Origin of the sequence: Microcystis sp. 0824 (assembly GCF_003112475.1) — a bacterium.
Taxonomy (GTDB): domain Bacteria; phylum Cyanobacteriota; class Cyanobacteriia; order Cyanobacteriales; family Microcystaceae; genus Microcystis; species Microcystis aeruginosa_C.
In genome coordinates this window covers 158,125-184,865 of the sequence record NZ_BDSM01000013.1, presented here as the reverse complement: position 1 = coordinate 184,865, position 26,741 = coordinate 158,125, and the positions used below count along the sequence as shown (strand labels likewise).

Here is a 26,741-nt window from a genome sequence, read left to right as displayed (position 1 = left end):
TGATAGCCTAGATGATTGGTGAAGCATAAACACGGCCAATCAATCAGATGGATTTTTTACTGGAAGTCGGTACAGAAGAACTACCCGCAGATTTTGTCGATAGCGCGATCGCACAATTGCAGGAAAGAGTTAGCAAGAGTTTAGAGACGGAATCTCTGGACGCGACTGCTATTCAAGTTTACGCAACCCCGCGCCGTTTGGCCGTGTTAATCACAGGATTACCGAGGGAGCAAGAAGATCGCAGCGAGGAGATCAAAGGACCCCCAGTTAGTGCCGCCTACAAAAATGGTCAAATTACCCCCGCTGGTGAGGGTTTTGCTCGAAAACAGGGAGTTAGAACCGACGCTTTCTCCATTCGTGCCACAGACAAAGGAGAATTTGTCTATATTGAAAAAACGATTCCGGGTCGTCCAACAGCCGAGATTTTAAGCGAATTAATTCCCCAATGGATTACCCGTTTGGAAGGAAGACGTTTCATGCGTTGGGGAGATGGAGACTTAAGATTTCCCCGGCCAATTCGTTGGTTATTAACTTTAGTTGATGGGGAAGTTTTGCCCCTAGAATTAATTAATGGCTCTACCACTTTAACCAGCGATCGATTAACGTTTGGTCATCGCATTCTACACCCGCAATCCCTAGCTATTAGTCATCCCCAGGCATATTTAACCAGTTTGCGATCGATTTTTGTGGAAGCGGATCCGCAAGCGCGTCAACAGATAATTACTGGTCAGATTACCACCCTGGCCAAAACACTGGAGGGAGTGGCAGAAATTCCCGCAGATTTATTAGCAGAAGTAACTAACTTAGTCGAATATCCCACGGCAATTGTCGGCAAATTTGACGATGAATTTCTGGAATTACCCCCAGAAGTAATTATTACCGTGATGGTGACACATCAGCGTTATTTCCCAGTCAAGACTAAACAGGGTTTGTCACCCTATTTCATCACTATTTCTAATGGCGATCCCCAGAAATCTGAGATTATCTCCGCAGGAAATGAAAGGGTTATCCGCGCACGGTTAGCCGATGCCAGATTTTTCTATACTGCCGATTGTGATGAACCCTTAGATAGTTTCCTTCCCCAACTGGAAAACGTCACTTTCCAAGAAGAATTGGGAACCATGCGCGATAAAGTCGATCGGATTATGGAAATTGCCCAGATGATCGTCGAACAGTTAAATCTCGATGAACAAAGTCGCAGTGATATAGAGTCCACTGCTATGCTTTGTAAAGCGGATTTAGTTACCCAAATGGTCTATGAATTTCCTGAATTACAGGGAGTAATGGCCGAAAAATATGCTTTAATTAGTGGTGAATCGGCTATAGTTGCCCGGGGCATTTTTGAACATTATCTGCCTCGCAATGCCGGGGATCTACTCCCGGAAACAATCACCGGTCAAGTGGTGGGAATTGCTGATCGATTAGATACTTTAGTCGGTATTTTTGGACTGGGAATGCTGCCCACTGGTTCCTCAGATCCCTTCGCTCTCCGTCGGTCTGCCAATGCAATAATTAGTATTATCTGGTCAGCCAATTTTAATATCAATCTTTTGGCCTTAATTGAGCAGATAGCTAAGGATTTTGTTACCAGTCATCCCGATAAACCCAACCCAGTCAATCTGATCAAAGATTTCTTTTTACAACGTCTGCAAACTCTCTTAATTGATGATTTGAGGATAGATTATGATCTCGTTAATGCAGTTTTAGGGGAAAACGATCCAGAGTATAAGTCTCGCGCTTTAGAAAATTTATTAGATACCCGTGAACGCGCCCGCTTTTTATCACAAATTCGTCAGGATGGTCAGTTAGCCAACATCTATGAAACCGTCAATCGCTCGACCCGTTTGGCACAAAAAGGAGATTTAGATACAACTACCCTAGAAACCAAGGGAATCATCGATAGGGATTTATTTGAACAATCCTCCGAACAAGCATTTTATGACGCTTTAATTGCCCTAATTCCCGAAACTATCAGCGCAAAAGAGCAAAGAGATTATCAGCGTCTCGTCACTGCTCTAACGGCAATTTCTCCCTTGGTGGCTGACTTTTTTGATGGCGAAAATAGTGTATTAGTCATGGCCGAAAAAGAATCTGTCCGTCGCAATCGTTTAAATTTGTTGGGTTTACTGCGAAATCACGCCCGAGTCCTAGCAGATTTTGGGGCAATTGTCAACTAAAATGGCCGATTCTGAACTACAGCAACAGGTCCAAAGATTACATCGACTGACGGTATGGGGTCGTTGGTTATTCGTGTTGGGTTGTTGGTTAGGGATTGGTTCGGCTAGTTTATGGGTTTTACGAGATGATATAGCCTTAATGCGGCAATATTTTACTTGGACAGCCCTAAGATACGCTTTAGCTTTCAATTACTGGGCTTCTATAGGTCTAGCCTTTTGTGTTGCCATTACAGGAGCAGTGTTAGTCTGGCAAAGTCGCAACATTATTTTAGGACTTTCCCCCAGAGAAAAACTGCGCTTAGAGCAAAGGGTGCAGAAAATCCGGGACAAAGGGCCAGGTCATCCCCTCTGGCGCTGGATCTTAAAAAGCAGGAAAAAAGACTTACAATAATAAAGATTTGCTGAAAGCTGACGGCTAGAATCCCCACTAGATATAATTCTTTACGCAACAACTATTGACTTTTGAATCCACTTATGACCGTGACTCCCCAAGCTCCTCCGAAAACTCGCCGCGTGGTTTTTCCCTTCACCGCTATTGTCGGCCAGGAAGAAATGAAATTGGCCCTAATGCTCAACGTCATCGACCCCAAAATTGGCGGGGTGATGATCATGGGAGATCGAGGTACGGGAAAATCGACCACGATTAGGGCTTTAGCCGACCTTTTACCGGAAATTGACGTAGTTGCTAACGATCCCTTTAATTCTGACCCCAATGATCCCGATTTAATGAGCGATGAGGTACGGCAAAGGGTGGACGAGGCCATCCCCTTGACCATTGCCAAGAAAAAAGTCACTATGGTAGATCTGCCCCTCGGTGCCACGGAGGATCGGGTCTGTGGCACGATTGACATCGAAAAGGCCCTGTCAGAAGGGGTAAAAGCTTTTGAACCTGGTTTGCTGGCCAAAGCTAACCGCGGCATTCTCTATGTGGATGAAGTCAATTTACTTGACGATCACCTCGTCGATGTGCTATTAGATTCGGCCGCTAGTGGTTGGAATACGGTGGAACGGGAAGGAATTTCCATCCGTCACCCGGCCCGGTTTGTTTTGGTGGGATCGGGCAACCCAGAAGAGGGAGAATTGCGCCCACAACTGCTCGATCGCTTCGGAATGCACGCCGAGATTCACACCGTCAAAGAACCACCTCTACGGGTCAAAATCGTGGAACAGCGTGCGGAATTTGATGGCAATCCTCTCTCGTTTTTAGAGAAATACAACTTAGAACAGGAAGAACTGCAAAGAAAGCTCGTGGAGGCCCAGAATCTTTTGCCTTCCGTGGAGCTTGATTATGAGCTGCGGGTGAAAATTTCCGAGGTTTGTTCCGAGTTGGACGTGGATGGATTGCGCGGTGATATCGTTACCAATCGCGCCGCTAAAGCTCTGGCCGCTTTGGAAGGACGGACAACTGTGACGGTAGATGATATCCGTCGGGTAATTGTTCTCTGTTTACGTCACCGTTTGCGGAAAGATCCCTTAGAATCGATCGATTCTGGTTATAAAGTCTTGAAAGCTTTTAATCGCGTCTTTGGATTAGAAGAAAATTCCTAAATCTAATTCACCCTCTCCCCGAAGAGAGGGTTTTTTAATAGTCAAAAGTGATGAAAGCATTATTTTGACCTCTGACTGGGAGAATTTTAATCGCTTTTTTCCTTTTACTTAGATATTACAGCGTTTATCGTATAGATCAAGTATGATCTGACAGGGCATCGTCTCGGAGTATCCCGACTCCCCAAAAGGAAAACTTCTTATCTGACCATTAAGATAACTGCTATATGTCTCGTCCTGTTGTTTATTTTGCCGTTACTAATCATGGTTTTGGCCATGCTGTCCGCAGTGCTTCGGTGGTAGCTAATATTATTGAACTTAATCCCGAAATTTTGCCGATATTAGTCACCACTGCTCCGCGCTGGTTATTAGATTCCTATATATCCGGAGAATATATTCAAAGACATCGGGGGTTTGATGTGGGGGTAATCCAATCGGATAGTTTAACGATGGATAAATTAGCTACTAAAGAAAAATTAGAACAAATAATTGCTCAATCAAGGGCAATTATTGCTAGTGAAGTTAATTTTATTAAAACTAATCGTGTGGGTTTAGTTGTAGCCGATTTACCGCCTTTAGCGGCACTAATTGCCAAAAGTGCGGGGCTTCCTTGTTGGATGATTGGTAACTTTGGCTGGGATTTTATCTATCGTGATTGGGGTGAAGAATTCGCCAGTATTAGTGATTGGATTAGTGGTTGTTATAATCAATGTGATCGCCTGTTTAAACTGCCTTTAGCGGAAGCAATGACAGCATTTCCTCACGTTACAGAAGCAAATTTAACCGGGGGTACACCCCGCTACAGTGAAGAACAATTACGACAGGAATTTAAGCTAAATGCCCCTAAAGAAAAAACTATTTTATTGAGTTTTGGGGGGTTAGGATTAGAAGCAATTCCCTATGATAACCTCGCCAGTTTTCCCGATTGGCAATTTATCACTTTTGAAAAAAACGCGCCCGAATTGCCCAATTTAGTCCGCTTACAGGATAAACCAGATCGGAGATATCGTCCTGTGGATTTTATGCCCCTGTGCGATCGAATTATTTCCAAACCAGGATATAGTACCTTTGCCGAGGCTTTAAAATTAGAGGTTCCGATTGTTTCCCTGATGCGAGAAGGTTTCGCCGAAGCAGCGATTTTATTGGCTGGGATCCAAGATTATAGTTATCATCAAATTATTAGCAGTGAGGAATTTTTTCAAGGTAATTGGGACTTTTTACGCCAAGCTCCCCAACCGCCCAGATTAAAGGTTAAACTGGCTAAAGATGGTGCAGAATCGATAGCGAGAGCTATTGTAGAATACTTTGAGAGGCAATAACCCTCCAGGGTAAAGTTGACGGCCAACCTGAACATAGAACTAGGGAGACAGAAACAAGATCGGGCAGCAAGCCGATACTTGTTACAATAGTTTACAAATCACCCTGCCCCGTCACCGAACTATGTCCGAACAGATGATCTCCCCGGAGACGCAAACCCCAGAAGCGATTACCGTTGAAGTGCAGCCGGTCCATATTCCCGAAGAGCATCGGGAAGATATCGGCCCCATGGATGACAACGTAGCCGAAAGTTGGCGCTACAATCCCCAAGTTATTAACGACTATTACCGTCGGCGACCTCTAGACGTTTTGGGGAGATTAATCGAAATTGCCCTGCCGGTTTTATCTTTTGTCATCGGTATCTGGTGGGATAAACTGCGGGGAAAATCGCCAAAAAATGAAATTAGACGGGCCGTACAATTGCGGGAAATGTTGACCAAATTGGGACCGACCTATATTAAAATCGGTCAAGCTCTCTCTACCCGGCCTGATTTAGTACCACCTTTATATTTAGAAGAATTAACCACTCTCCAGGATCAAATTCCCTCTTTTCCTAACGAAATTGCCTATCGTTTTATCGAAGAAGAATTAGGTTATTGTCCCGAAGAAATCTATGCAGAATTATCCCCCAATCCCATAGCGGCCGCTTCCCTAGGACAAGTTTACAAAGGTAAATTAAAAACCGGAGAGAGAGTCGCCGTTAAAGTACAGCGTCCCGATTTGATTCGCTGTATAACTTTAGATGTTTATATCATGCGTAGTTTGGCGACTTGGGTGAAAGGTAATATTAAAAGACTTCGCTCCGATTTAGTGGCAATTACCGACGAATTAGCCGCTCGTATTTTTGAAGAAATTAATTATCTTCACGAGGGACAAAACGCCGAAAAATTCGCTCAACTTTATGGTCACATTGCCGAAATTTACATCCCCAAAATCTACTGGAAATATACCGGGAGACGGGTTTTAACCATGGAATGGGTGGACGGCACAAAATTAACTAATATCAAAGAAATTCAGGCCCAGGGTATTGATGCCACCCACTTAGTTAATGTGGGGGTGCAGTGTTCTTTGCGTCAATTACTTGAACACGGATTTTTCCATGCGGATCCCCATCCGGGTAATTTATTAGCAACTCCCGATGGTAAATTAGCTTATCTTGATTTCGGCATGATGAGCAATATTGAACCCTATCAACGCTACGGTTTAATCGAAGCGGTGGTGCATTTAGTCAACCGGGATTTTGAGTCTTTGGCCAAGGATTATGTTAAGTTAGACTTCCTGTCACCCACCACCAATTTAGAGCCAATCGTTCCCGCTTTTTCGGAAGTTTTCGGTAATGCTTTAGGGGCGAGTGTGGCAGAATTAAACTTTAAAAGTATCACCGATAAAATGTCGGCGATGATGTATGAGTTTCCCTTTCGAGTTCCTGCCTATTATGCCCTGATTATTCGCTCGATGGTGACTTTAGAGGGAATAGCGATTGGCATCGATCCTAATTTTAAGGTACTGAGTAAAGCCTACCCTTATATTGCTAAACGTCTGCTCACCGATCCTTCCACGGAGTTGCGAGATTCCCTGCGTGATTTATTGTTTAAAGATGGTACTTTTCGCTGGAATCGTTTAGAAAATCTCTTGCGTAATGCTAAAGATTCTAATGATTTTAACTTCGAGAAAGTCACCGATCAAGCGTTAGATTTTCTCCTTTCAGACAGGGGTATATTTATCCGCGAAAAATTAGTTAATGAGTTAGTCAATGCGCTCGATAACTTCGGTCGTCGCACTTGGTTTAATCTCACGGTTAATTTCCGGGAACAGGTGGGTTTAGCTGTGCAAGAAACTCCCCCAGAATTGTTAGGTGATGCTAAGAGTTTTGAGCATCTTCGCAACATCTTTAATATTTTACAGGAAACGAAAGGATTTGATGCCATGGCTATGGTGCCAGTGATGACGAAACTAATCGTTAAACCGGAAACCCAACAGATGGGACAAAAAATTGCTGAAGGTTTGCTACAAAAATCCCTAGCGCGTTTAATTCGTTACTTAGTTCTCGAATTCGATAGACCAAATCATCAGCAAAATGGAGAATTATCGAAAGCTTTACCCGCTGCCGATTAACCTCTGTTCGGTCAATAAATGCCGTGAAATAAATTTCACGGCTCCGAGAAAAACGTTAAACTGTTTTTAAAGTTTTTTTATCCTAGCCAGTTAACGAGGTTTAAAGGTGACTTGTAAACCGTCCCGGGGGTGGGGAGTGGGGATAGAGGTGAGGGTCAGATCTTGATTGGGGAGTAATTGCCAATCGTATTTTTCTACTAAACGGACGGCTAAAATTTTCATCTCTAAACGAGCGAATTCCTTGCCGATACATTCGCGCAATCCCGCACCAAAGGGGATATATCCGTAGGGTTTTTCTTCGGCTAAAAAGCGATCGGGATCGAAGGTTTCAGGATGGGAATAAATATTATTATCTTTATGGGTATTGCTGATTTGATACTGCACTACCCATCCTTTCGGCAAATGATAACCGTTAAATTGACAGTCTTCTATTACCCGACGGAATCCTCCTCCCACGGGTGGAGTAAAACGTAAAACTTCCTTTAAAACGCGATCTAAATAGGTCATCTGTTTGAGGGTATCGACGCTTAAAGGACTGGATAGATCAAAATTAGTTATTTCCTCCAAGACAAGCTGAAAAATATCGGGATGCAGTGCCATTTGTAGGCAGAAAGTGGCGATAGCGGAGGTTAAAGTTTCATGACCAGCAAAGAGTAATAATAGCACTTGATCCTTTAATTCCGCTAGGGATAAACTTTGACCGTTTTCATCTTTAGCTTGTAAAAGGATAGCCAGAGCATCCTGGCCTAAGTCATCATTTTTTTGTCTTTCTAAAATGATAGTTTCTATGGCTTCTAGTAATTCTTCTCGACAGCGTAATGCTTTGCCGAAAGCTGTCCAGGGAAGGGGAAGGGGAAGGGTAAATAGTCCCGCACACCAAGTATCAAAAGCTTCCCCTAATTTGGTAGCAGAACCCTGGTCAAGACCGACAAATAATTTACAGGCGATATCGAGAGTATAGTTTCTTAATTCAGGATACCATGACAGGGTTTTTGCGGTTTGCCAACGCTCTAAATAGCGAGCGGTAATTGTTTCTATCGTAGGGATATAACTTGCTAGGGACCGGGGTTGAAAAGCTTGATAGATTAAGCGACGACGGGAAGCGTGGACATCTCCTGTATGCACCGCTAAAGATGCGCTACCCAGGAGAGTTTTGGTACTTTTAGGCCAAGTGGCCGCAAAGTATTTATTCTCATTGCTGAGGAGAAACCGGTTAGCTTCGGTACCGGATAAAATAATCGTGGGACTGCCAAAAATATGAGTACGGAAAAGTTGACCATATTTATTATGACGTTTACTGGCAAAATCCCCATCGGTCAAAAAAGCGATTGTTTCTCCTAATAGGGGTAATCCGAAACTGCCGGGGGGTAAGGGTAGATCTTTGCTTATAGTCATCGCTGCCTCTAGGGTAAAACTAATCATTTGCCGTCGATTAACCCCGTTTATTTTAACCTAAAGCACCGGAGAATTCATCCCCTAATCTAGCCTGGCAATCAGCGATCGCACTTGACCAAGGCAAGTACCTAAGCAAAGTTAATTACACATCTCACCAGTCAATAATAAGAATTGCCGCCAATTGAAATTTTTTAAGATCACCGCCATAATTAGGGTTTGCTCAATAAATGTGAACACCTTGTTGGGTAAACCTTTTAGACTTTTTGTCAACCAAAAAGTACCAGATATGGGAGTGATCGGGTGGAAAATTCAGGTACTTTTTCCCTGAAAATTAGGTAATTTACCAGATGAAAATCGCTAAAACCCTACACCCTACACCCTACACCCTGCCCCCACCGAAAAACTTTTTGCCGCAAAGCCTAATTAGCCATTGCTAATAGTAATTCGCGGCAAACGATGCTTAAACCCGCAGAGAATTTCCCAGGATATTGTACCTAAATCCCGCGCCCAATCGTCGGCGGTGATGCACTGCGGGCCATCTTTACCGATAAGGGTGACGATTTCCCCTGTTTTTACCTCTGGAATCTCGCTCACGTCAATCATTAACTGATCCATGGTTATCGCGCCGATTTGGGGTACTAAACGTCCTCTCAGGGATACTTTTAAACGATTGGAGAGATTGCGGGGAATTCCATCGGCGTAACCGATACCGACCACAGCAATACGGGTGTCTTTTGCCGCTATGTACTGATGACCATAACTCACTCCCGAGCCGGCGGCAATGGTTTTGACTTGGGCAATGCGCGCTTTTACTTGTAGCACCGGTTGCAAAGGGACTTTATCGGTGAGATGATCGGCGGGATAAAGACCGTAGAGAGCTAATCCCACTCTAACTCGATCGTAGTGCAGAGATTGATCGCTTAGGGTAGCGGCAGAGTTGGCTAAATGCAGACAGGGGGGATGATAACCTTTTGATCTTAACTCGGCGATCGCTTGTTGGAATCTTTGCCGTTGTAACTGCATGATCTCGGGATTGGGATCGTCAGCCGTGGCAAAATGGGAGTATATACTGGCAATTTTCAGGTTAGGAGCCTCTAAAACCTGTTCGACGAATTTTGTGCCGTTTTGCCATTGTGTACCTAAGCGAGACATCCCCGTATCTAGTTTGATATGAACCGGCAGCCGCTGTTCTAAGCGTCTCATCACGGTGGCAAAAATTTGTACCTGTTCGATTTGCACCAGGGTGGGTTGCAATTGCCAATGGGCTAAGGCTGCCACTTCTTCCGGGGTGTTCACTGCCCCTAAAATCATAATTGGGGCAACGATTCCCGCTTCGCGTAGTTCGATACCTTCCCCGATAGTCGCGATGGCTAAAGACTGCGCTCCAGCTTCTAAAACGCTGTTAGCCACCTTAACTGCCCCGTGTCCGTAAGCATCGGCTTTAATTACCGCCATTAATTCCGTTTTTGGGGCTAATAAGGCCTTGACTTTTCGCACGTTTTGTTGTAGGGCAGATCGATCAATCTCTACCCAAGCACGATAGCGAATTACTTCCGACAATTGATAATCATGACGGTTTTTGGGCGGATTGATAATTTTTGGTTCGATGCTAAACGTCACTCGCTCACTCCTTTGCACGCATAACCCAATTTATACCAAAAGAAAACCGAGAGGGCTAGGAAAAAAGCCGGAAACTCCTCTGGATTTCCTCCTTTTTCCAGGCGGAATCTAGGCTTTAAGATGAATGGGATGTTAGGAAGTTCCCGAAAAAATTGGCAGTTAGGGTTTTTTCCTAGAGAATGAACAGTAACGGGTAATCAGTGACAAGAAAGTAGGGAAATTTTCACCTAACACTATCTCAGTGGTTGGACAGAAGTGAAGTTAACTATAGGGTAAGGAATGCCAAAAAGCCTAGACTAAGATAAAATTATTATATCCAACCAGATGCAGTACAGGAGTTTAGCCAATGTCTAACGAAACTGTTACTTATTCCCTAGAAGCTGTCCTCACAAGGATTGAGGGAAAGATCGATAAGATTGATGAGCGCTTGACAAAAGTAGAAATAGGATTAACCGATCTCAAAGGAGATATTAAAGTGTTAGACGAGAAAATCGAAGGCATGGACAATCGGCTAATATCGGTAGAGGGAACCCAAAAAAATCAGGTCTGGACATTGATTATCCTTTTGGGAAGTGCCATTATTACTGCCGCTTGGAAAGTATTTTTTTCCAGTAATATCTGAGTTCTCTAATTCTCAACAAGACTACAGTTAACCGCTCCTGAAAGAAAATTTTCTTAAAGCCTAGACTTGAGATAAAATTATATCCAACCAGATGCAGTATAGGAGTTTACCAAATGTCTAACGAAACTGTTACTTATTCCCTAGAAGCTGTCCTCACAAGGATTGAGGGAAAGATCGACTCGCTTGAGAAGCGGGTTAACGAAAGATTTGACAAGGTAGAAGATCGGTTAACCAAACTAGAAATAGGAGTAACTGATCTCAAAGGGGATATTAAAGTGTTAGACGAGAAAATCGAAGGCATCGACAATCGGCTAATATCGGTAGAGGGAACCCAAAAAAATCAGGTCTGGACATTGATTATCCTTTTGGGAAGTGCCATTATTACGGCCGCTTGGAAAGTATTTTTTTCCAGTAATATCTGAGTTATCCAATCCGCAATAAGACTACAGTTAATCGCTCCTGAAAGAAAATTTTCTTAAAGCCTAGACTAAGATAAAATTATATCCAACCAGATGCAGTATAGGAGTTTAGCCAATGTCTAACGAAACTGTCACTTATTCCCTGGATGTCGTCCTTAAAGAAATTAAAGACAGTATCAAGGAAGTTAGTCAAAAATTCGATAAGATTGATGAACGCTTGACAAAAGTAGAAATAGGAATAGCTGATCTCAAAGGGGATATTAAAGTGTTAGACGGGAAAATTGAAGGCATCGACAATCGGCTCAGATCGGTAGAGGGAACCCAAAAAAATCAGGTCTGGACATTGATTATCCTTTTGGGAAGTGCCATTATTACGGCCGCTTGGAAAGTCTTTTTTTCCAGTAATATCTGAGTTATACAATCCTCAACAAGACTACAGTTAACCCAACACAGTTGACCAGATTTCCTCATTGCTTATTTACCAATACAAAAACGGCTAAAAATGCGATCAAGTACCGATTCAGTCACTTCTTCGCCGGTAATTTCTCCTAAAGCTTGAATGGCAGTACGCAGATCGATCGACCAAAAATCAAAAGGCAAATTTTGGTCAATTGTGTTTTTGACCTGTTGCAAAGCAATTTTCGCCCTAGTTAAAGCGGCCGCCTGTCGTTGATTAATGGCTAAATCCAAATTAGCCGCCTGTATTTCTTGATTTTGGACAGCATTAATAATAGTTTTTTCTAACTCTTCAATACCCTGATTTTGGGCGGCGGAAAGCTTGACAACTCGCTCAATTTCTGCTGGATAAATTACCGTTTCGGGATGAGCTAAATCAATTTTATTAATCACTAAAATTAATCGGCGATCGCTGACAGAGCGATAAATTTCCTCGTCCTCTTCGGTCCATCCGGACTCTGCCGAAACGGTTAAGAGAACTAAATCAGCAGACCGGGCCGTTTGGCGGGAACGTTCCACCCCAATTTGTTCGACTCGATCGCTGGCCGAGCGAATTCCAGCCGTATCGAGGACTTGTACGGGGATTCCCGCCACAACTAGCTGAGATTCGACGATATCGCGGGTAGTGCCGGGTAAATCGGTGACAATCGCTCGATCGCTCCGACTCCAAGCATTTAACAAACTGGATTTACCCACATTCGGCCGTCCCACGATCGCCACTTTCAGACCACTACGCAGCAATTCCCCGCGCTCGGCGGTGGCTAAAATTAAATTTACTTGACAAAAAACCTGTTCTATGCTATGGAGAACCGCCTCGCAATCCAAGGGCGGTAAATCCTCTTCAAAGTCAATACGGGCCTCAATTTCAGCCAAAATATCGAGACAGGTGGCGCGCAAATGGCGGATCGGTTGCGCGAGTTTCCCCTGCAACCCGGCGAGGGCAAATTGTGCTGCTTGGGGAGAACGCGCCCCAACGAGATCGACGACGCTTTCGGCTTGAGTTAGGTCAATTCTGCCGTTAAGAAAGGCACGCAGGCTAAATTCCCCCGCTTGGGCCAAACGCGCCCCATTTTCTAGACATAACTGTAACACCTGTTGTACGGGCATAATGCCGCCATGACAGTGAAATTCCACCACATCCTCGCGGGTGAAAGAGCGGGGCGCTAACATGAGCAACAGTAAAGCTTCATCGATAATTGCCTGACTTTGGGGATGCCGGATATAACCGTAGAGAAGACGATGACTTTGCCATTTTTGACGATTGGGGCTATGGAAAAGCCGACGAGCGATCGCCACTGCCTCACTACCAGATAAACGGACAATACCGATACTACCCTGTTCCGGAACGATCGCCGTAGCGATGGCGGCGATCGTATCCCCTGTGTTCAACATCTCTTAATCACTCCTTGCTAAAATTGAAGTTGGTATCAATTTTGTCAGCATTTATCCCGAAAATATGCGCTCACGGTCATTAAAAGCGAAAAATAAAGGGAATAACCTAATTAATCGTCTGACGCGCTCCTATCGCTACTGGTGGATTCGCTTGGTGCGATTGCAGGGACATCCGATCGAAATCGCTCGCGGGTTAGCGGTGGGGGTGTTTTCTGGGGCTTTTCCTTGGATGGGATTACAGATCATTATTGCGATTTTTTTAGCTTTCTGTGTGCGGGGCAATAAAATCGCGGCAGCGGCAGCCACTTGGGTGAGTAATCCTTTTACATATATTCCCCTGTTTTTGTTTAATTATAAATTGGGAGAATTATTTTTAGGTCCAGGAAATCAAGCGATCGATAGTCGTATTTTTGCCTCTAACCAAAGTTGGGCGGAAAATTGGGGGAGTTTGAGCGGTAAATTTCTCTTAACGCTATTTTTTGGCAGTTTGATTACAGGTCTGTTGGCGAGCATTATCACTTATTTTGTTAGTTATCGTCTCCTCAGTCAATGGCATCACCGCCGACAAACAAGGAGAAAACGCTGATAAATTGTCACCGTTCAGGGGGGGACGAAATCTGGTAATCTAAGGGGCATGGATGAGAAGCACCTACGGTTGATACCAGGAATTGGCGCAGTGGAGGTAGCCCTGTGAATAATTCATGACCGAAGCGATTTGCGCCCCTAAGAAAGGGAGTTCTTCTCCTTCTCTGCTGCCCCAGGAGAGTCCTTCCACAGAGTCAATGCCACTGGCGGCTTGACATCTCCCCCCCTGAACGGTTACAATGAGACTATACGCCTTATGTAAGTTAGAAACTGGAATGGTGTAAACTCCTTCGATAGATTATCTCTCTAGTCGGAGTGTTGGACTCAAACACTTGATGCCTATTAGGTTGTTTTAGGTCACATCAAGTGTACCACTTTATTAGGTTTCTTACAGGAAATTTTAAAGGTTTGAGCCTTCGGTAAATCTTTCGAGGTAGCCTAGTTATCATATCTCAAAAATAGCTTGAGCGATTTTTTCAGAGGATTTTCCTAGTCTAAAGTAATATTCTCTGAATGTTTATCATGTTACAAATTAAGTGATTTTTACTCATTACAATGGCAAAAAATCAAGCCGAATCTATGTCTGCTCAGAATCATCAGCAGCCAGATATGGGTGCGAAGAAAACAAAGCAGGCTAGGATAGAACATCAGGATAATAATCAAATAAAAACGGGAATTGATCCTAAAATTGATTCGGAAAAACCGTTTAAATATTCGGAGCCAACAGGAAGATTAGGGGAGATAATCCTGCGCTTAATGCCGGTGGGTCTTTTGCTCGGAGGACTGAGTTATTGGGCGATAGTTGGCAAGATTCCGACTCCTGTTCAAGGACGAGCGGTCATTTTGATTCCTCGTTCTATTGTTAATATCGAACCCCGTCAAGGTGGGCGGGTGTTAACCCTCCTGATTCAACCGGGAGATTCTGTCAAAAAAGGGCAATTACTGGCAACTTTAGAGTTTCCTGAATTAGAAACAGAATTAAAGGATAAAAAGGATAGGTTAGCAGATCTCAAGCAGCAGGATAAAAGAGTTGACTCTATTGAAGTGAGTCGTCGCCAATTGAATGCAGCCTCAATAGATCGCCAGCAAAAGGCGAATCAGCTTCAGATTAAAGCACTTCAAGTTCAATTATCCAGTAATCAAAAACAGCGAGAAGCCTATCTCTCCCATGCTCGATATCTTAAAAATTTCCAGAACTCAACGGATGAAAGACTAGCCGCCTACGATAAACTTATCGAAGAGGGGGCTGTCGCCAAGCTAGATTTTCCCTCCTATTTGTTTCAGTTCAATAATCTAGAGGCTTCTAATAGTATCAATCGCGTCCAAATAGAACTTGGTCTCGCGTAGCGAGCGCGTTGCGACCGCCTGAAGGGGGTTGATGAAAGCCTGCCAGTAGTTGAACACGGGCGGCCCAGAATAATATACTAAACACAGAAAAACGGCAAATAGACCTGCAAGATACAGCCAGTGATATTCTTCGTTACAATGCGATCGCTGACCAGCAACGAGAGATTAATACGTTAAGAACCACTATTCAAGCCAACAAAAATGTAGTGAGTCTGTACAACGGCAAGATTTTAGACTTATCTGTTAATCCGGGGGAAGTCCTGGCTCCGGGGGGGCGCATAGGTACGTTAGAAGTCTCCAATCTAAAGGCCAAGACCAACGTGGTGGCCTTGTTTAAGAGTGGTGATGCCAAACGATTAGAACCGGGCAAGGAAGTAGAAGTCGTTCCCGATCTCTATGATCGCGAACGCTATGGGGGTATCGTTGCTAAGGTAATTACCGTCGATCAGCAGCCAGTAACTGTGGCAGAACTGGCAAATATAGTCGGAAGTCATGAACTCGCCAGCAAGCTGTTTCTGGGTAGAGATGAAGACGATCGCGATAAGCCTATACCCGTCAATGCAAGTGTTATCAAAGCCACTTTAGCGCTGAAGGTCGATCGCAATACACCGAGTGGTTTTTACTGGACCCAAGCCAAGGGAGCGCCCCAAACAATTACCAACGGGACTACCGCAGATGTCCATGCCGTGGTAGAAGAGCGTTCTTTGGTGAGTTACATAACCCCTGCTTTTCGCTGGATTACAGGGGTGTACGACCGTTAACCACAATCTTGCGAGCGTAAGTAGCTGAAAGAAACAACGACTAGAATAAACGGTTAAACCTAATATGGAAAATCCGAAAAGACGTTCTCAATGGTGGACTTGGTGGTTTAAGTGGTGGATTATCGCCGCAGCGTTTGTCTTAGTAATCTTGATCCATAGTGAGCCTCCTCAGCTTTGGTTTTGGTTGGTGACGTTTTTGGCACTAATTTTATATGGGATTGAGCGAGCGATTAATGGGTAACAATGAGTAAGTCGAAAAAGGATATAGAGATACCTTGGACAGTAAAAACGGGCTAATGATCAGACAGGGATTGAAATTTTCCCTGGGTGCTGCTCTCTTAACGAGTTTCTTTTGGCACCGAGGAAATGTATTAGACAACTTTGTCTATCCCGTCTTTGGGTATGTCTCTGTACTGATTGAGCCATCGATGGGAGGTGCGATTGCGGCAGGTTTGGGGCGTTTGGGGGGAAGTGCTTTGGGGGGAATCATTGCCGCTATCCTGGTGAACGCCTACGGAATCCAAGGCTCAAGTTTTTTTGTCATTCCCTCTCTCACCTACATTTTAGCCGCCCTGATCTGTGAAACTTACCGATGGCAAGCCGCTTATTCCCAAGCCACACTACTGGGCGCTTTAATTGCCATGAGAGTGGTAGGAACATCAGCACAACAAGATATCTGGCTCTATTTGCGGTCGCGCCTGATCGATAACTGGATCGGAATCGCTGTGGGAATTGCTGTGGCCTTACTATTTTGGCCCCAGAATACTCGATCCGATCTCAACCGGAACTTGATGGGAATCCTTCAAGATATACCGCACTTGTTCCAAAAAATCCTCGATCGCTACCTAAAAACTGAGGTCGACGAGCGGGATTATCCTCTCTCTATTGAGCAGAACGAGCTTAACTTACTCAATCAGATTAAAAAATCAACACAAACTAGCCTTTCAATACTCACAAAAGCAACCCATGAATTCGGTAGTGAGATATTGGTGGCAGAAAATTGGAGTGAAATCTTGGCAATTCAGAACCAATTGACTCGACAATTAGCTGATCTGATGGCTTTTAAGGGCGAAAAGCATGAACAAAATTTAGTGCATCAGTTCAGTGATGAATTAAACCAATTGGCGACTCATCTTACCGACAGCTTTGATAGCTTGAGGGATCTGAGTAACGCCAAAAAAATCTTAGCTACCCCTTACCTGACAGAATTAGAAGAAGATTTAGCGAATATTGGGGGTAAACTTGATCATCTCCGAACAAGTGGAGAGATTGATCGGTATGATGTTCAAGAATCACTACAGTTTTATCAATTTATTCAACTTGTATCTCGATTTATCCAACAATGCGAGGGATTAGGAGGCAGGATAATCGATAAAACCAAAGTAACTGCAACTTTCAGGCGAAGACACCTGATTACCTTTCCCAAATGGGCCCCTATATCCCTAAAACGCCTGAGAGAAATTGTCAGTCTTGGCGTGGTTATTGGTTTGTTACTGGCTATTATTCGTCACATCGAGTTTCCCTATCCTTCTGCTTACGAAAAAGTGGCAGATATTGTGATCATAGGTGCAGTGGTCACTGTCATTCAACCGACAAGGGGGCGAGCGATCGCAATCGGTTGGGCGGCCACTGTTTCCTTGAGTTTGACGATTCTCTGTATTTACCTGTTGGTCAAGTCCTTTGGTTATAATCCTTTTAGTAGCAGTCTGGCTTATTTTTTCGCCTACTTCAGTTGTGCTTGGCTGGGGTTTACGCCGATCGCTCGCATCGGTGCGATTGTAGCAGCCGATGCCATCGGGAAGGATATTTGGCGTTGCTGAATCAAGGTATGAATGACAACCTTGCACCTATCCAAAAGTTAGTTTGGGTCTAGGTTTTAAAAATCCCACAAAAGAAGATTCATATCTCAAATCAGCAAGGCCGCTCATTTAAGGGATAACTTCGACTCTCAACCCCCAAGCTCAGTAATTGCTTCTCAAGAGATTCAATTTCTTGGATGAGCAATCCTAACTTTGGTGGGTTGAGAATGACCTAGTCAGCGATCGCAGTCTATTGTGCGGTCTCGCGTAGCGAGCGCGTTGCGACCGCTGGTAATTCATTTGGTTGCTAAAACTGTGAAAATTTGTTCGAGACCGGCAATCTTAACCGAGGCTCGCTCGACCCCGTGTCGGTTGAATGACAGTGACCACTGCACCTACTATCTAACAAAAATAGCATTTTCTGAATTAGAAATTATTTGTCTTGCTGACTTACTCAGAGTTTTATTATTATCTAACCACCAAAGCAAAATATGAGTATCTAGTAAATATTTTAGGCTCTACCGAACCTGTCATGCAAAACTATCAACAACTTATGCTTGTAAAGCTTGTACAATAAGGCTTTGAGTTTTTGTTAGATTGATATTTGTCAACTTTAGAACATTGCTGGACAGAGAGGGAGCTTGGGGACTTTTCTACAGTGTAAGTTCGGAAGAACCATATTTTAAAATTACTCTCTTTCAAAACTGTTAATAATATCATCGGGTAAAACATCAAAATCATCAGCCATTTTTAGCTACTAATAATTAAGGTTCCAATATCGATAACAGTAGTAGTCATAATCTAATAATTTCCTAGTTTATAGCGTTTCCTAAGCTAGTGAGGTACACCTATTTTTCTTCCCTTTTGCCTCTTGCCTTTTGCCTTTTGCCTAAAACCCATAACTTTTGTACCTCAGCAGACTGAAAAACGCTATATTATGTGAATTATAGACTATCTGTCATCACCAATCAGTCAATCATCAAGGGGACTTCTCACACCTCTGCCACCTCTGGCTAAAACGTGGGTATAAATCATTGTCGTCCTCACGTCTTTATGGCCAAGCAATTCCTGCACCGTGCGAATGTCATAGCCATTTTGCAGGAGATGAGTAGCAAAACTATGGCGAAAAGTATGGCAACTGACTCGCTTAGGTACGCCAGATAGCTGAACGGCTTGTTTGAGAGCTTTTTGGATGGTGCTTTCGTGGAGATGATGGCGGCGAGTTTCGCTGGAACGCGGGTCTTGGGATAGGGTGTAGGACGGAAAAATATATTGCCAAATCCATTCACGGTCAGCTGTTGGATATTTTTGCGCCAGGGCGTAGGGCAAATAAACAGAACCGTAACCTCTTTCCAAGTCTTGTCGATGTAGGCGTTGTACAGTTTGGAGATGTTCTTTGAGAGAGGTTTGAAGGCGTTGGGGTAGGGGGGTTACGCGGTCTTCCTTGCCTTTGGTATCGCGGATAATCAGTTGATTTTGGGCAAAATCTACATCCTTGACGCGCAAATTGAGGGCTTCAGCCAATCTCAACCCGCTACCATAAAGCAGTTGAACGATAATATGCTCTACACCACTGAGGTGCTTCATGACGTTTTGCACTTCTTCTTTGGTGAGGACGGTGGGCAGACGTTTGTGACCTTTTGCCCGTAAATATGTACCGATATTTTCCAGTTCAATTTTAAGAACTTCTCGATAAAGGAAAAGGATGGCGTTGAGGGCTTGGTTTTGGGTGGCGGCGGCAACGTTTTTATCAACGGCAAGATGGGTCAAAAAGGACTTGATCTCTTCTTTTCCCATCTCACGAGGATGTTTTTTCTGATGGAAGAGCAGATAACGCTTAATCCAGTCCAGATATGTTTGTTCGGTGCGGTAGGAGTAGTGTTTGAGGCGAATGGTTTCACGCACTACGTCTAGGAGTTTTCGGGGTGGGGGAGGGTTCATCACAGAGTACGCTAATCGGCATAACACGCTTATCGTAATATTATACGGAAAACTTCTTGCGATCACTCCATTTGAGCGTAATATACGGAAAGATTCTTTAAAAAGTGCGTATTTAGCGTGATATACGGAAAATTTCCGCATAATATATAGTTAGGTCGCACGTGAACCCATCATGGGCTATATCAAATCGTAGTCCCCTAGCATTCGATATTCAAACTTCGGCGTTGCTGAATCAAGGTATGAATGACAACCTTGCACCTATCCAAAAGTTAGTTTGGGTCTAGGTTTTAAAAATCCCACAAAAGAAGATTCATATCTCAAATCAGCAAGGCCCAAACTTCTAAAGATCAAACCTTGAACTTATGAGCTACCTCTCCTTTCACTCACCCTCATCGGCATCCCCCCCGGTTACTGCTAACGTTGGCTCCTTGCGATCGGCGTTTTCTCGCTGGGTGTTGAGGAATTATGGTTCGGACTATCGTTTTACTGTCAGTAGGCAGCGCAGCCGTGAGAATGCACAGCGATTTCAGCAGACATTTGAGGCTTGCAGTCGAGAGAACCCTACCGATCATCCGATGGTTGGTATTGTCGGCGGAGGTTTTGCTGGACTCTTCGCAGGGTTAATCCTGCGATCTCTCGGCATTGAGTGCGACATCTTTGAAAGCAGCGACCGGGTTGGGGGGCGGATCGACACCTGGTATTCCTCAGATTACGATCCGAATGACATGGAAAAGGCCGGTCTTTACGGTGAAGTCGGCGGTATGCGGCTGCCGCAATTTTCCGCAGATATGCTGCCAGTGCAACAAGTGGCGCTTGCTGTCAATGCTGTACTGGATCGCAACGGTTTAGGTGACAAAAAAGTCTACTGGCGGAAGTTCTATTACAACTCGCCCCAACAAAGACTCCGGTACAACAATATGCCAACGTTCACCACCAGCAGCCAGTCGGTGCTGAACGGGTTCAACTTTGGTCAATCAACTGGTGGCGACGTGCCCGACATTTGGCTGACACCCAAACTAGACTCCCAGAAAAATCAGTATTTGCCCATTAACCAGGTACTAGACCAAGTTAACAAGCCGTTCCTTGATGCCATCAACCGTTCCTTCGCGGAAGGCTTTGAACTGTTAATGCAATTTGACCAGTACTCGATGTGGGACTATCTCACCACCCAGTTTCGGTTGGGTGATATGGGCGAATACTACGATCCACAGATGGGTACCAAGAACGACCTGCTGCCGTGGTCGGTCGCCAGTTTCCTAGAAACCACCAATGTTGGCAGCGGTATGTATGCAGTGTCATTTGTAGAGATGGTGATAGCTGTATACGATTGGGGCGGCAGCAAAGATCCGTATCGACCCGGGGATAATGCCATCTATATGTTGACGGTTGATAAGGGAATGCAGCATTTTCCCGATGCCTGTCGCATTGTCCTCGATCTGGCGGATGCAGTGTCAAGCAAGGATGGTCAGATCGCACAGATACAGGTCGGAATGCTCCCGGCAAAACCGGATGGTTCCTATACTTACAATCCACCAAATCTGACCCCAGATGCCCAACCACCCCATGCCAAGGACAGCCAGAATGTACAAACTGCTGGGTCCAGCCCGCCAGAACTTGTTAGTGCCAACCAGCGCCAGCGGGTCTACCTGCGGCACAAGGCGGTGTCATTGCAGCACGATGCCGAGCTATATGATGGTCATGGTGGGATGCGGTTGGTCGTTCGCGACCTTGCTACCTCACAGGATTCAGAACATGTATACCCTTATGCGATCGCCACATTACCCAACGGCTGCTACCTGAATGGCGCAGATCGGCTGAACCTGCTCAATAGTCTTTCCTTTGCCAAGGCGCAGGCAATCCGCGAATCCAACTATATGAGTGCATTCAAGGCATTTTTGACCTTCAAAAAACAGTTCTGGATTGAAGCCGGAGAGCGACAGGGGGGATACGGTGCTGCTGCCACCGACCGACCCAACCGCCAGATCATCTATCCATCCTATGGATACAATGCCCAGCAGGGCGTTCTACAGATCTATTGTTGGGCGATGGATGCCCGCAAACTTGGAGCGCTAAGCGATCGCGAACGTATCGAAGAATGCCTTAAAGGAATTCAGTATCTCTACCCAGATGTGGATGTTTACGAACACTTTGCCGGATACGACGACGGTAGAACCACAAAAACCTGGTTTTGGGACGAACACGCTGGGGGTGGCGCATTTGTGCTGTTTAACCCCAATCAATTTAAGTATCTCTACCCCACCCTGTTAACTCCAGAATTCGATGGCTGCCTCAACTTTGCTGGGGAGGGTTGCTCTGTGCATCACGGCTGGATCGTCGGCGCGCTGGATTCAGCCTATAACGCTGTACTGAATATCCTCCAGCAGGCGGGTGCAAAGGAGAAAATTCAACAGATGAAGGAGATCTGGGGTACTTACACAACACCCGATATCGAAGGCGATCCTAGTACCGCAAACCAGATGAGTTATGCCTATCAATACAATCTGGTGGATCGCAATGCGGCGGCAGTGCCACCCAATGGCGATCGCAGCATTTATGGGAATACAAATTACGTTTTTGAAGGTCTCGTCCCTGCATTCATTGCCGACTACAACACAGTGCCACAGACTATGAAAGCAACGACACAGGACAAGCAAGTCCTCAAGATGTTGAATGCACTGTGGGACGATAACGTGGCGCAGCGGGCGAAATTACCACCGAAGCCTATCCGCACGGACAATGCGGTAGATATGTTAGAAGACATCTATTATGGCAACAATTTCCAGGCTATTCCCGCTCCAGAGTTCTGGCTGAAGGACGACGATGAATTCGCACGCCAGCAGTTAGCCGGTTTCATGCCGAACCTGCTGACACGAGTAAATGTATCTGAGGTCAAACAGCTTATCGCCACGGCTGAGGTACCTAACCCGGAAGACCTGGGGCCAATCGAGAATGTTCAGTACATCGCAGATTATCGTCGTTACTTGTCAGCATGTACAGTAATTCCCGAAGGCTACTACCTCGCCAAGCCAATCGTATTTTTCACAGTCACAGCGCAAAACGAACTGATGCCGCTGGGCATCCAGCTTGAATTGGGCGGCGAGCTATTCACCCCCAATATGACTAATGCCGCCAATGCCTGGTTGCTGGCAAAAATGCAAACCAATTGCGCCGGACAAACCCTCCATGATGTTGGCTTTCATCAATTGCTGACCCACCAGATCTGTGCGATGGTGTCGATCTCATTGTTCTCGGAAGAGGTATTCAACCCACTCACCGAACCTGTTTCCAGCGAACCGTTCCAGCAACACCCTGTGTTCAAATTGCTGAGTCCTCATGTCGTCAAGACAGTCGAGTTCCAACAAACCATCTATAATCATGACTACGATCCGACAGCCCAACCATTCCCCACAACCCGAACTATCAATGGCACTCCCGGCGTATACAACATCGGCTTCATTTACGATTTAATCTTCTCTTGCGGTCGTATTGGCAACTATCAATTGCAAAATCGGATTTACAACGATAGTGATTTTCGTTTCCTAGATCTAGCAATTCCGATCGATGCTGCGAAACGTGGGGTTTCCGAAACACCGTTTTCCTACCCCTATGTGCACGATGCCAGCTTGTGGTTCAAAGCAATCTTCAGGTTCGTCAACGCATTTGTCAATGTGCAATATCCGGGGGGAGATCGCGAGATTGCAGCAGATGTGCAACTGCAACGATTCTTCGATAAGTTAATCCCGTCATTCAACTATATCGACGGCAACCGTCGGGCGCAGCGATTCCCCAGCGAGGTCAAGACCGCTGACTGCCTAAAGCAAGTGCTAACGATGTTTATCTGGCAGTTCTCTGTACAGCACACCGTGGTCAATGACGGTGCCTACAATCACGCTGCATTCGTACCGAACGCCTCCACCCTAATGTACGCCCCCCCGCAAGGCAAATCCTCTGCTGAATGGACATCCGCCGATGTATTGTTCTGTCTGCCATCACAAACTGCGACCTATGAGGATATCGGGAACATGACTTTTATGGATGTCCAGATCAACGCATCGGTTACTGGGCAGGGTCCTTATCCTGAAACCGTCTTTGGTCGAGGTGTGCTGGAGCCATCCATTGATGTGCTACAGGATAGCTATGGTTTTGTCGTACCAGCACTACGCGACATCGTTGACAGTTTTTACCAAGACGTGCGCGAGGTGGGTCAGGCGATCCGCATCAGACAGGCAAAGGACATCGCCCGGTACCTCGAACTGTATCCAAACGCCGATGCGGTGCCAGAGACGGTTGTGTTTGACCTGATCTCGCCCGTGAACGTGATGAATACGATCCAGACCTAACAAGCGCGCTGCACCGGAACGGACAAATATGGTCGGTTGAGTTTAAAGGTTTTTTGTGTCCGGTGAGCGCGACCGTTAGTGCGATCGCCGATCTTGTAGGGTGTGTTACGGCGAATTATTAATTTTAGTTTTTTGACTAAATTGATAGCCGCCTAACGCACCCTACACTCTACTGAATATACAGCCCTGAGAGCAGAGATCCTTCAGGCTGATAATATTTGCCTATTACCTATTGGGTGTAGGCAGGTAAGTCTTGACTCATTTGATTTAAGTTGCTGGCAATGGCTTTCATCGTCATAAAAGCCGAGCTAAAGGCGATTAGCTCATTTAAGGGATAACTTCGACTCTCAACCCGCAAGCTTAGTAATTGCTTCTCAAGAGATTCAATTTCTTGGATGAGCAATCCTAACTTTGGTGGGTTGAGAATTACCTGGGCAGCGATCGCCTCAGCCATTTCATCAAAAGCGATCGCAGTTCGTTGTGCGACCGCTTGTAATTCAGGTAAAAACTTTTGTCGTATCGGTTCAGGAAGCGGTTGCTGTAGCCCATCTTGTAAAGCATCCAGTTGAGGGCGTTGCATAATAGAGATATGAATGGAGGAAATCAAAATGCAATGCCCTGAATGTAAATCTACCCATATCCGTAAAAATGGCATCAATAAACAAGGTAAACAAAATCATATTTGTGTAACCTGTGGCCGTCAATTTATTAATAACTATGAAAAACAGAAAGGCTATGACGAAAAAACGAAGCGAGAATGCCTAACTGCCTATGTTAATGGGATGGGATTTAGAGGAATAGAAAGGCTAAAGGGAGTGGCTCTACCGAACCTGTCATGCAAAACTATCAACAACTTATGCTTGTAAAGCTTGTACAATAAGGCTTTGAGTTTTTGTTAGATTGATATTTATCAACTTTAGAACATTGCTGGACAGAGAGGGAGCTTGGGGACTTTTCTACAGTGTAAGTTCGGAAGAACCAAGGGAGTTCATCATACGACCGTAATTAATTGGGTAAAATCTGTGGGAGAATTATTGCCAGTCGCCTATGACCCAGAAACAATTCCTGAAGTAGGGGAACTGGATGAATTGGAAACCTTTGTTGGCTCAAAAAAAACAAAATCTGGGTGTGGAGAGCCGTTGACCACTTTAAAAAAGGAATTTTAGGTTGGGTAATCGGAGACCATAGTAGCGAAACGTTTCGCCCATTATGGGAATTAGTTAAGTCTTGGGGATGCTATTTTTATGTGAGTGATGGATGGTCAGTTTATCCATGTTTTATAGCAGAGGGCGACCATATAATTAGTAAGACTTATATGACCAGAGTAGAGGGTGAGAACACACGTTTAAGACATTATCTAGCCCGATTGCATCGCCAAACACTCTGCTATTCTAAGTCTACAGAAATGTTAGGATACTCTATTCGTTTATTAATTCATTATCTGAAGTTTCAAGAAGTGCCTATTCCTTACTGATTCATAGCTTAATTCAGCAACGCCCGGGCAAAACGCTCCAAACGTCTGCCCACCGTCCTCACCAAAAAAGTAAAAATGGCTGATGATTTTAGCGATCGCACAACAAACTGCGATCGCTGCCCAGGTAATTCTCAACCCACCAAAGTTAGGATTGCTCATCCAAGAAATTGAATCTCTTGAGAAGCAATTACTGAGTTTGCGGGTTGAGAGTCGAAGTTATCCCTTAAATGAGCTAATCGCCTTTAGCTCGGCTTTTATGACGATGAAAGCCATTGCCAGCAACTTAAATCAAATGAGTCAAGACTTACCTGCCTACACCCAATAAGGGCTAAATCCCTTCTTTTCTAGCTAAAAGGACGGGACAATTGACATTAACCCGCACATAATCCGAGAGGGAAGTACCGAGAAGGCGATCGAGATCCGGTAAACTCTTAGCCACGGAAGGACGGCGATCGGGCGACCCCAACAGTAAGAGATCGACACCATAATCATCGACGAGTTTGCAGAGTTGTTCTCCCGGTTTACCCCCCGTCACCACGCAGCGATAGGGTATATTCATCCGTTTCGCTTTTGCCACTGCTGGCCCTAAAATTGGGTTTTCTTCCATTTCTTTGGGGGAAGTGGGGGCAAATTCTGGCTTTAAGTCGGGGTTGACGCGGGCCAGAATTAACTCCGCTGAAGGATAATCCCGCAGGAGATAAATAGCCAAATCGAGAGCTAAATCAGCCGAACTAGACTTATCGAGAGCTACCATCACCTTTTTGATTTTTTTGACGTAAATATCGTCTTTTACTAATAACATCGGGTGATTAGTCAGTTGAAAGACGTATTGACTGACGGAATTTTCTAGAATTGCCTCCAGTCGCTTCAGTCCTCGGGAACCCATCAGGATCAAATCAGCACCGATTTCGTCGGCAACTTGACAGACGGTATCTTTGGGATCTCCTTGACGCAGAATAGTGGAAACTTTGCTGGGTTCAATTTTGACTTCTTGCAGGATTTTAGTCAGCATTTGGGTTCCCTCTTCCCATTTACTGGCCAGAGCTTCGGTGGTAATCTGAGGGGGAACAACCCGGAGAATGGTAATCGACGCTTTCCGGATAGCGGGGAGATCCATCAATGCTTGTAGCATTTCTTGGGTTTGACCTGCGCCGGAATCAGCGTATAGTATTTTCTCTAGCATAAGATTAAACTCGGTCTATGATCTTAATGGTTTTCGCCAATTTTCAGCATACTGCTAATGTTGTTCTCGAAATTTAACAACTTATTAAGCGCTTTTTCTTCGGTAAATGCGATGCCGAAGGCACTGCGTAGCAGCTCGCATTTGAGGCTGTTTTAAGTATTTATGCTTAATTGACTGGCAATACTTGGCCTAAAATCACGGTGTCAGGCATTCATTTATACTATATTTTGGCTGGAATGCTGGGACTCTCTTT

The 26,741-nt window shown here is 44.9% G+C and carries 20 protein-coding genes and 3 pseudogenes; 17 read left to right on the top strand and 6 right to left on the bottom strand.

All coding sequences use genetic code 11. The features are described 5' to 3' along the window. Positions 1-47 precede the first annotated feature (47 nt). From glyS to N0824_RS05690, 5 genes are all read left to right on the top strand, one after another. Positions 48-2,177 carry a glycine--tRNA ligase subunit beta gene (gene glyS, locus N0824_RS05710; RefSeq protein ID WP_108936035.1) on the top strand — a complete coding sequence of 710 codons (2,130 nt, stop codon included), beginning with the start codon at positions 48-50 and terminating at the stop codon, positions 2,175-2,177. A 1-nt stretch (position 2,178) separates the two neighbouring features. Further along, positions 2,179-2,568: a hypothetical protein gene (locus N0824_RS05705; protein ID WP_108936034.1), complete on the top strand. Its 390-nt coding sequence runs from the start codon at positions 2,179-2,181 to the stop codon at positions 2,566-2,568. A gap of 83 nt (positions 2,569-2,651) precedes the next feature. After that, positions 2,652-3,725, top strand: coding sequence for a magnesium chelatase ATPase subunit I (gene bchI, locus N0824_RS05700; protein ID WP_108936033.1), 1,074 nt, complete (start codon positions 2,652-2,654; stop codon positions 3,723-3,725). Between the two features lie 224 nt (positions 3,726-3,949). Next, complete coding sequence (locus N0824_RS05695) at positions 3,950-5,041, top strand: glycosyl transferase (protein WP_108936032.1); 1,092 nt, start codon at positions 3,950-3,952, stop codon at positions 5,039-5,041. 121 nt (positions 5,042-5,162) lie between these two features. Beyond that, positions 5,163-7,154, top strand: a complete 1,992-nt coding sequence (locus N0824_RS05690) for an AarF/ABC1/UbiB kinase family protein (RefSeq protein ID WP_108936031.1) — start codon at positions 5,163-5,165, stop codon at positions 7,152-7,154. 90 nt (positions 7,155-7,244) lie between these two features. Here the strand turns inward: N0824_RS05690 and N0824_RS05685 are convergent, their stop codons facing one another. Both N0824_RS05685 and alr read right to left on the bottom strand, forming a co-directional pair. After that, on the bottom strand, positions 7,245-8,549 hold the full coding sequence (locus N0824_RS05685) for a cytochrome P450 (RefSeq protein ID WP_108936059.1): 1,305 nt from the start codon (positions 8,547-8,549) through the stop codon (positions 7,245-7,247). Positions 8,550-8,972: 423 nt separating this feature from the next. After that, the gene (gene alr / locus N0824_RS05680; RefSeq protein ID WP_108936030.1) at positions 8,973-10,169 is read right to left on the bottom strand and encodes an alanine racemase; all 1,197 of its coding nucleotides are present in this window, start codon (positions 10,167-10,169) and stop codon (positions 8,973-8,975) included. 346 nt (positions 10,170-10,515) lie between these two features. Here alr and N0824_RS05675 point away from each other — a divergent pair, with 346 nt between their 5' ends. The 3 genes from N0824_RS05675 to N0824_RS05665 all read left to right on the top strand — a co-directional run bounded on the left by N0824_RS05675 (position 10,516) and on the right by N0824_RS05665 (position 11,622). Continuing rightward, positions 10,516-10,791, top strand: a complete 276-nt coding sequence (locus tag N0824_RS05675; RefSeq protein WP_002737292.1) for a hypothetical protein — start codon at positions 10,516-10,518, stop codon at positions 10,789-10,791. Positions 10,792-10,904: 113 nt separating this feature from the next. After that, positions 10,905-11,213, top strand: a complete 309-nt coding sequence (locus N0824_RS05670; protein ID WP_002760170.1) for a DUF4164 family protein — start codon at positions 10,905-10,907, stop codon at positions 11,211-11,213. A gap of 112 nt (positions 11,214-11,325) precedes the next feature. After that, entirely contained in the window at positions 11,326-11,622 is a 297-nt protein-coding gene (locus N0824_RS05665; protein ID WP_002738090.1) for a hypothetical protein, read from the top strand. A 62-nt stretch (positions 11,623-11,684) separates the two neighbouring features. Here the strand turns inward: N0824_RS05665 and mnmE are convergent, their stop codons facing one another. After that, positions 11,685-13,058, bottom strand: a complete 1,374-nt coding sequence (gene mnmE, locus N0824_RS05660; RefSeq protein WP_108936029.1) for a tRNA uridine-5-carboxymethylaminomethyl(34) synthesis GTPase MnmE — start codon at positions 13,056-13,058, stop codon at positions 11,685-11,687. A gap of 64 nt (positions 13,059-13,122) precedes the next feature. On the opposite strand from mnmE, the gene N0824_RS05655 reads away from it, so the two are divergent. From N0824_RS05655 to N0824_RS05640, 5 genes and pseudogenes are all read left to right on the top strand, one after another. Then, complete coding sequence (locus N0824_RS05655) at positions 13,123-13,644, top strand: DUF2062 domain-containing protein (RefSeq protein WP_108936028.1); 522 nt, start codon at positions 13,123-13,125, stop codon at positions 13,642-13,644. 554 nt (positions 13,645-14,198) lie between these two features. Next, on the top strand, positions 14,199-14,990 hold the full coding sequence (locus N0824_RS21250; RefSeq protein ID WP_233256366.1) for a biotin/lipoyl-binding protein: 792 nt from the start codon (positions 14,199-14,201) through the stop codon (positions 14,988-14,990). Positions 14,991-15,196: 206 nt separating this feature from the next. Beyond that, positions 15,197-15,751 (top strand): hypothetical protein, encoded by a 555-nt coding sequence (locus tag N0824_RS21245; protein ID WP_233256365.1) that lies wholly within the window; start codon positions 15,197-15,199, stop codon positions 15,749-15,751. Positions 15,752-15,815: 64 nt separating this feature from the next. Next, a complete protein-coding gene (locus N0824_RS20920) occupies positions 15,816-15,992 on the top strand; it encodes a hypothetical protein (RefSeq protein ID WP_002735384.1) in 177 nt (58 codons plus the stop codon). A gap of 55 nt (positions 15,993-16,047) precedes the next feature. Next, positions 16,048-17,562, top strand: a pseudogene (locus tag N0824_RS05640) (hypothetical protein); the annotation flags it as partial. Between the two features lie 960 nt (positions 17,563-18,522). Here the strand turns inward: N0824_RS05640 and N0824_RS05630 are convergent. Next, positions 18,523-19,491 carry an integron integrase gene (locus N0824_RS05630; RefSeq protein ID WP_108936026.1) on the bottom strand — a complete coding sequence of 323 codons (969 nt, stop codon included), beginning with the start codon at positions 19,489-19,491 and terminating at the stop codon, positions 18,523-18,525. Positions 19,492-20,066: 575 nt separating this feature from the next. Here N0824_RS05630 and N0824_RS05625 point away from each other — a divergent pair. Continuing rightward, a complete protein-coding gene (locus N0824_RS05625; protein WP_199224882.1) occupies positions 20,067-23,831 on the top strand; it encodes an FAD-dependent oxidoreductase in 3,765 nt (1,254 codons plus the stop codon). Between the two features lie 229 nt (positions 23,832-24,060). Here the strand turns inward: N0824_RS05625 and N0824_RS21240 are convergent, their stop codons facing one another. Further along, on the bottom strand, positions 24,061-24,411 hold the full coding sequence (locus N0824_RS21240; protein ID WP_108936024.1) for a hypothetical protein: 351 nt from the start codon (positions 24,409-24,411) through the stop codon (positions 24,061-24,063). Between the two features lie 28 nt (positions 24,412-24,439). Between N0824_RS21240 and N0824_RS05615 the strand changes: the two are divergent. From N0824_RS05615 to N0824_RS05605, 3 genes and pseudogenes are all read left to right on the top strand, one after another. After that, a pseudogene (locus N0824_RS05615) lies at positions 24,440-24,652 on the top strand (IS1 family transposase); the annotation flags it as partial. A gap of 153 nt (positions 24,653-24,805) precedes the next feature. Further along, a pseudogene (locus N0824_RS05610) lies at positions 24,806-25,305 on the top strand (IS1 family transposase); the annotation flags it as partial. Between the two features lie 82 nt (positions 25,306-25,387). Next, on the top strand, positions 25,388-25,630 hold the full coding sequence (locus N0824_RS05605; protein WP_016515549.1) for a hypothetical protein: 243 nt from the start codon (positions 25,388-25,390) through the stop codon (positions 25,628-25,630). Positions 25,631-25,633: 3 nt separating this feature from the next. Here N0824_RS05605 and N0824_RS05600 read toward each other — a convergent pair whose 3' ends face one another. Continuing rightward, positions 25,634-26,488: a universal stress protein gene (locus N0824_RS05600; RefSeq protein ID WP_108936023.1), complete on the bottom strand. Its 855-nt coding sequence runs from the start codon at positions 26,486-26,488 to the stop codon at positions 25,634-25,636. Positions 26,489-26,741: the final 253 nt, after the last annotated feature.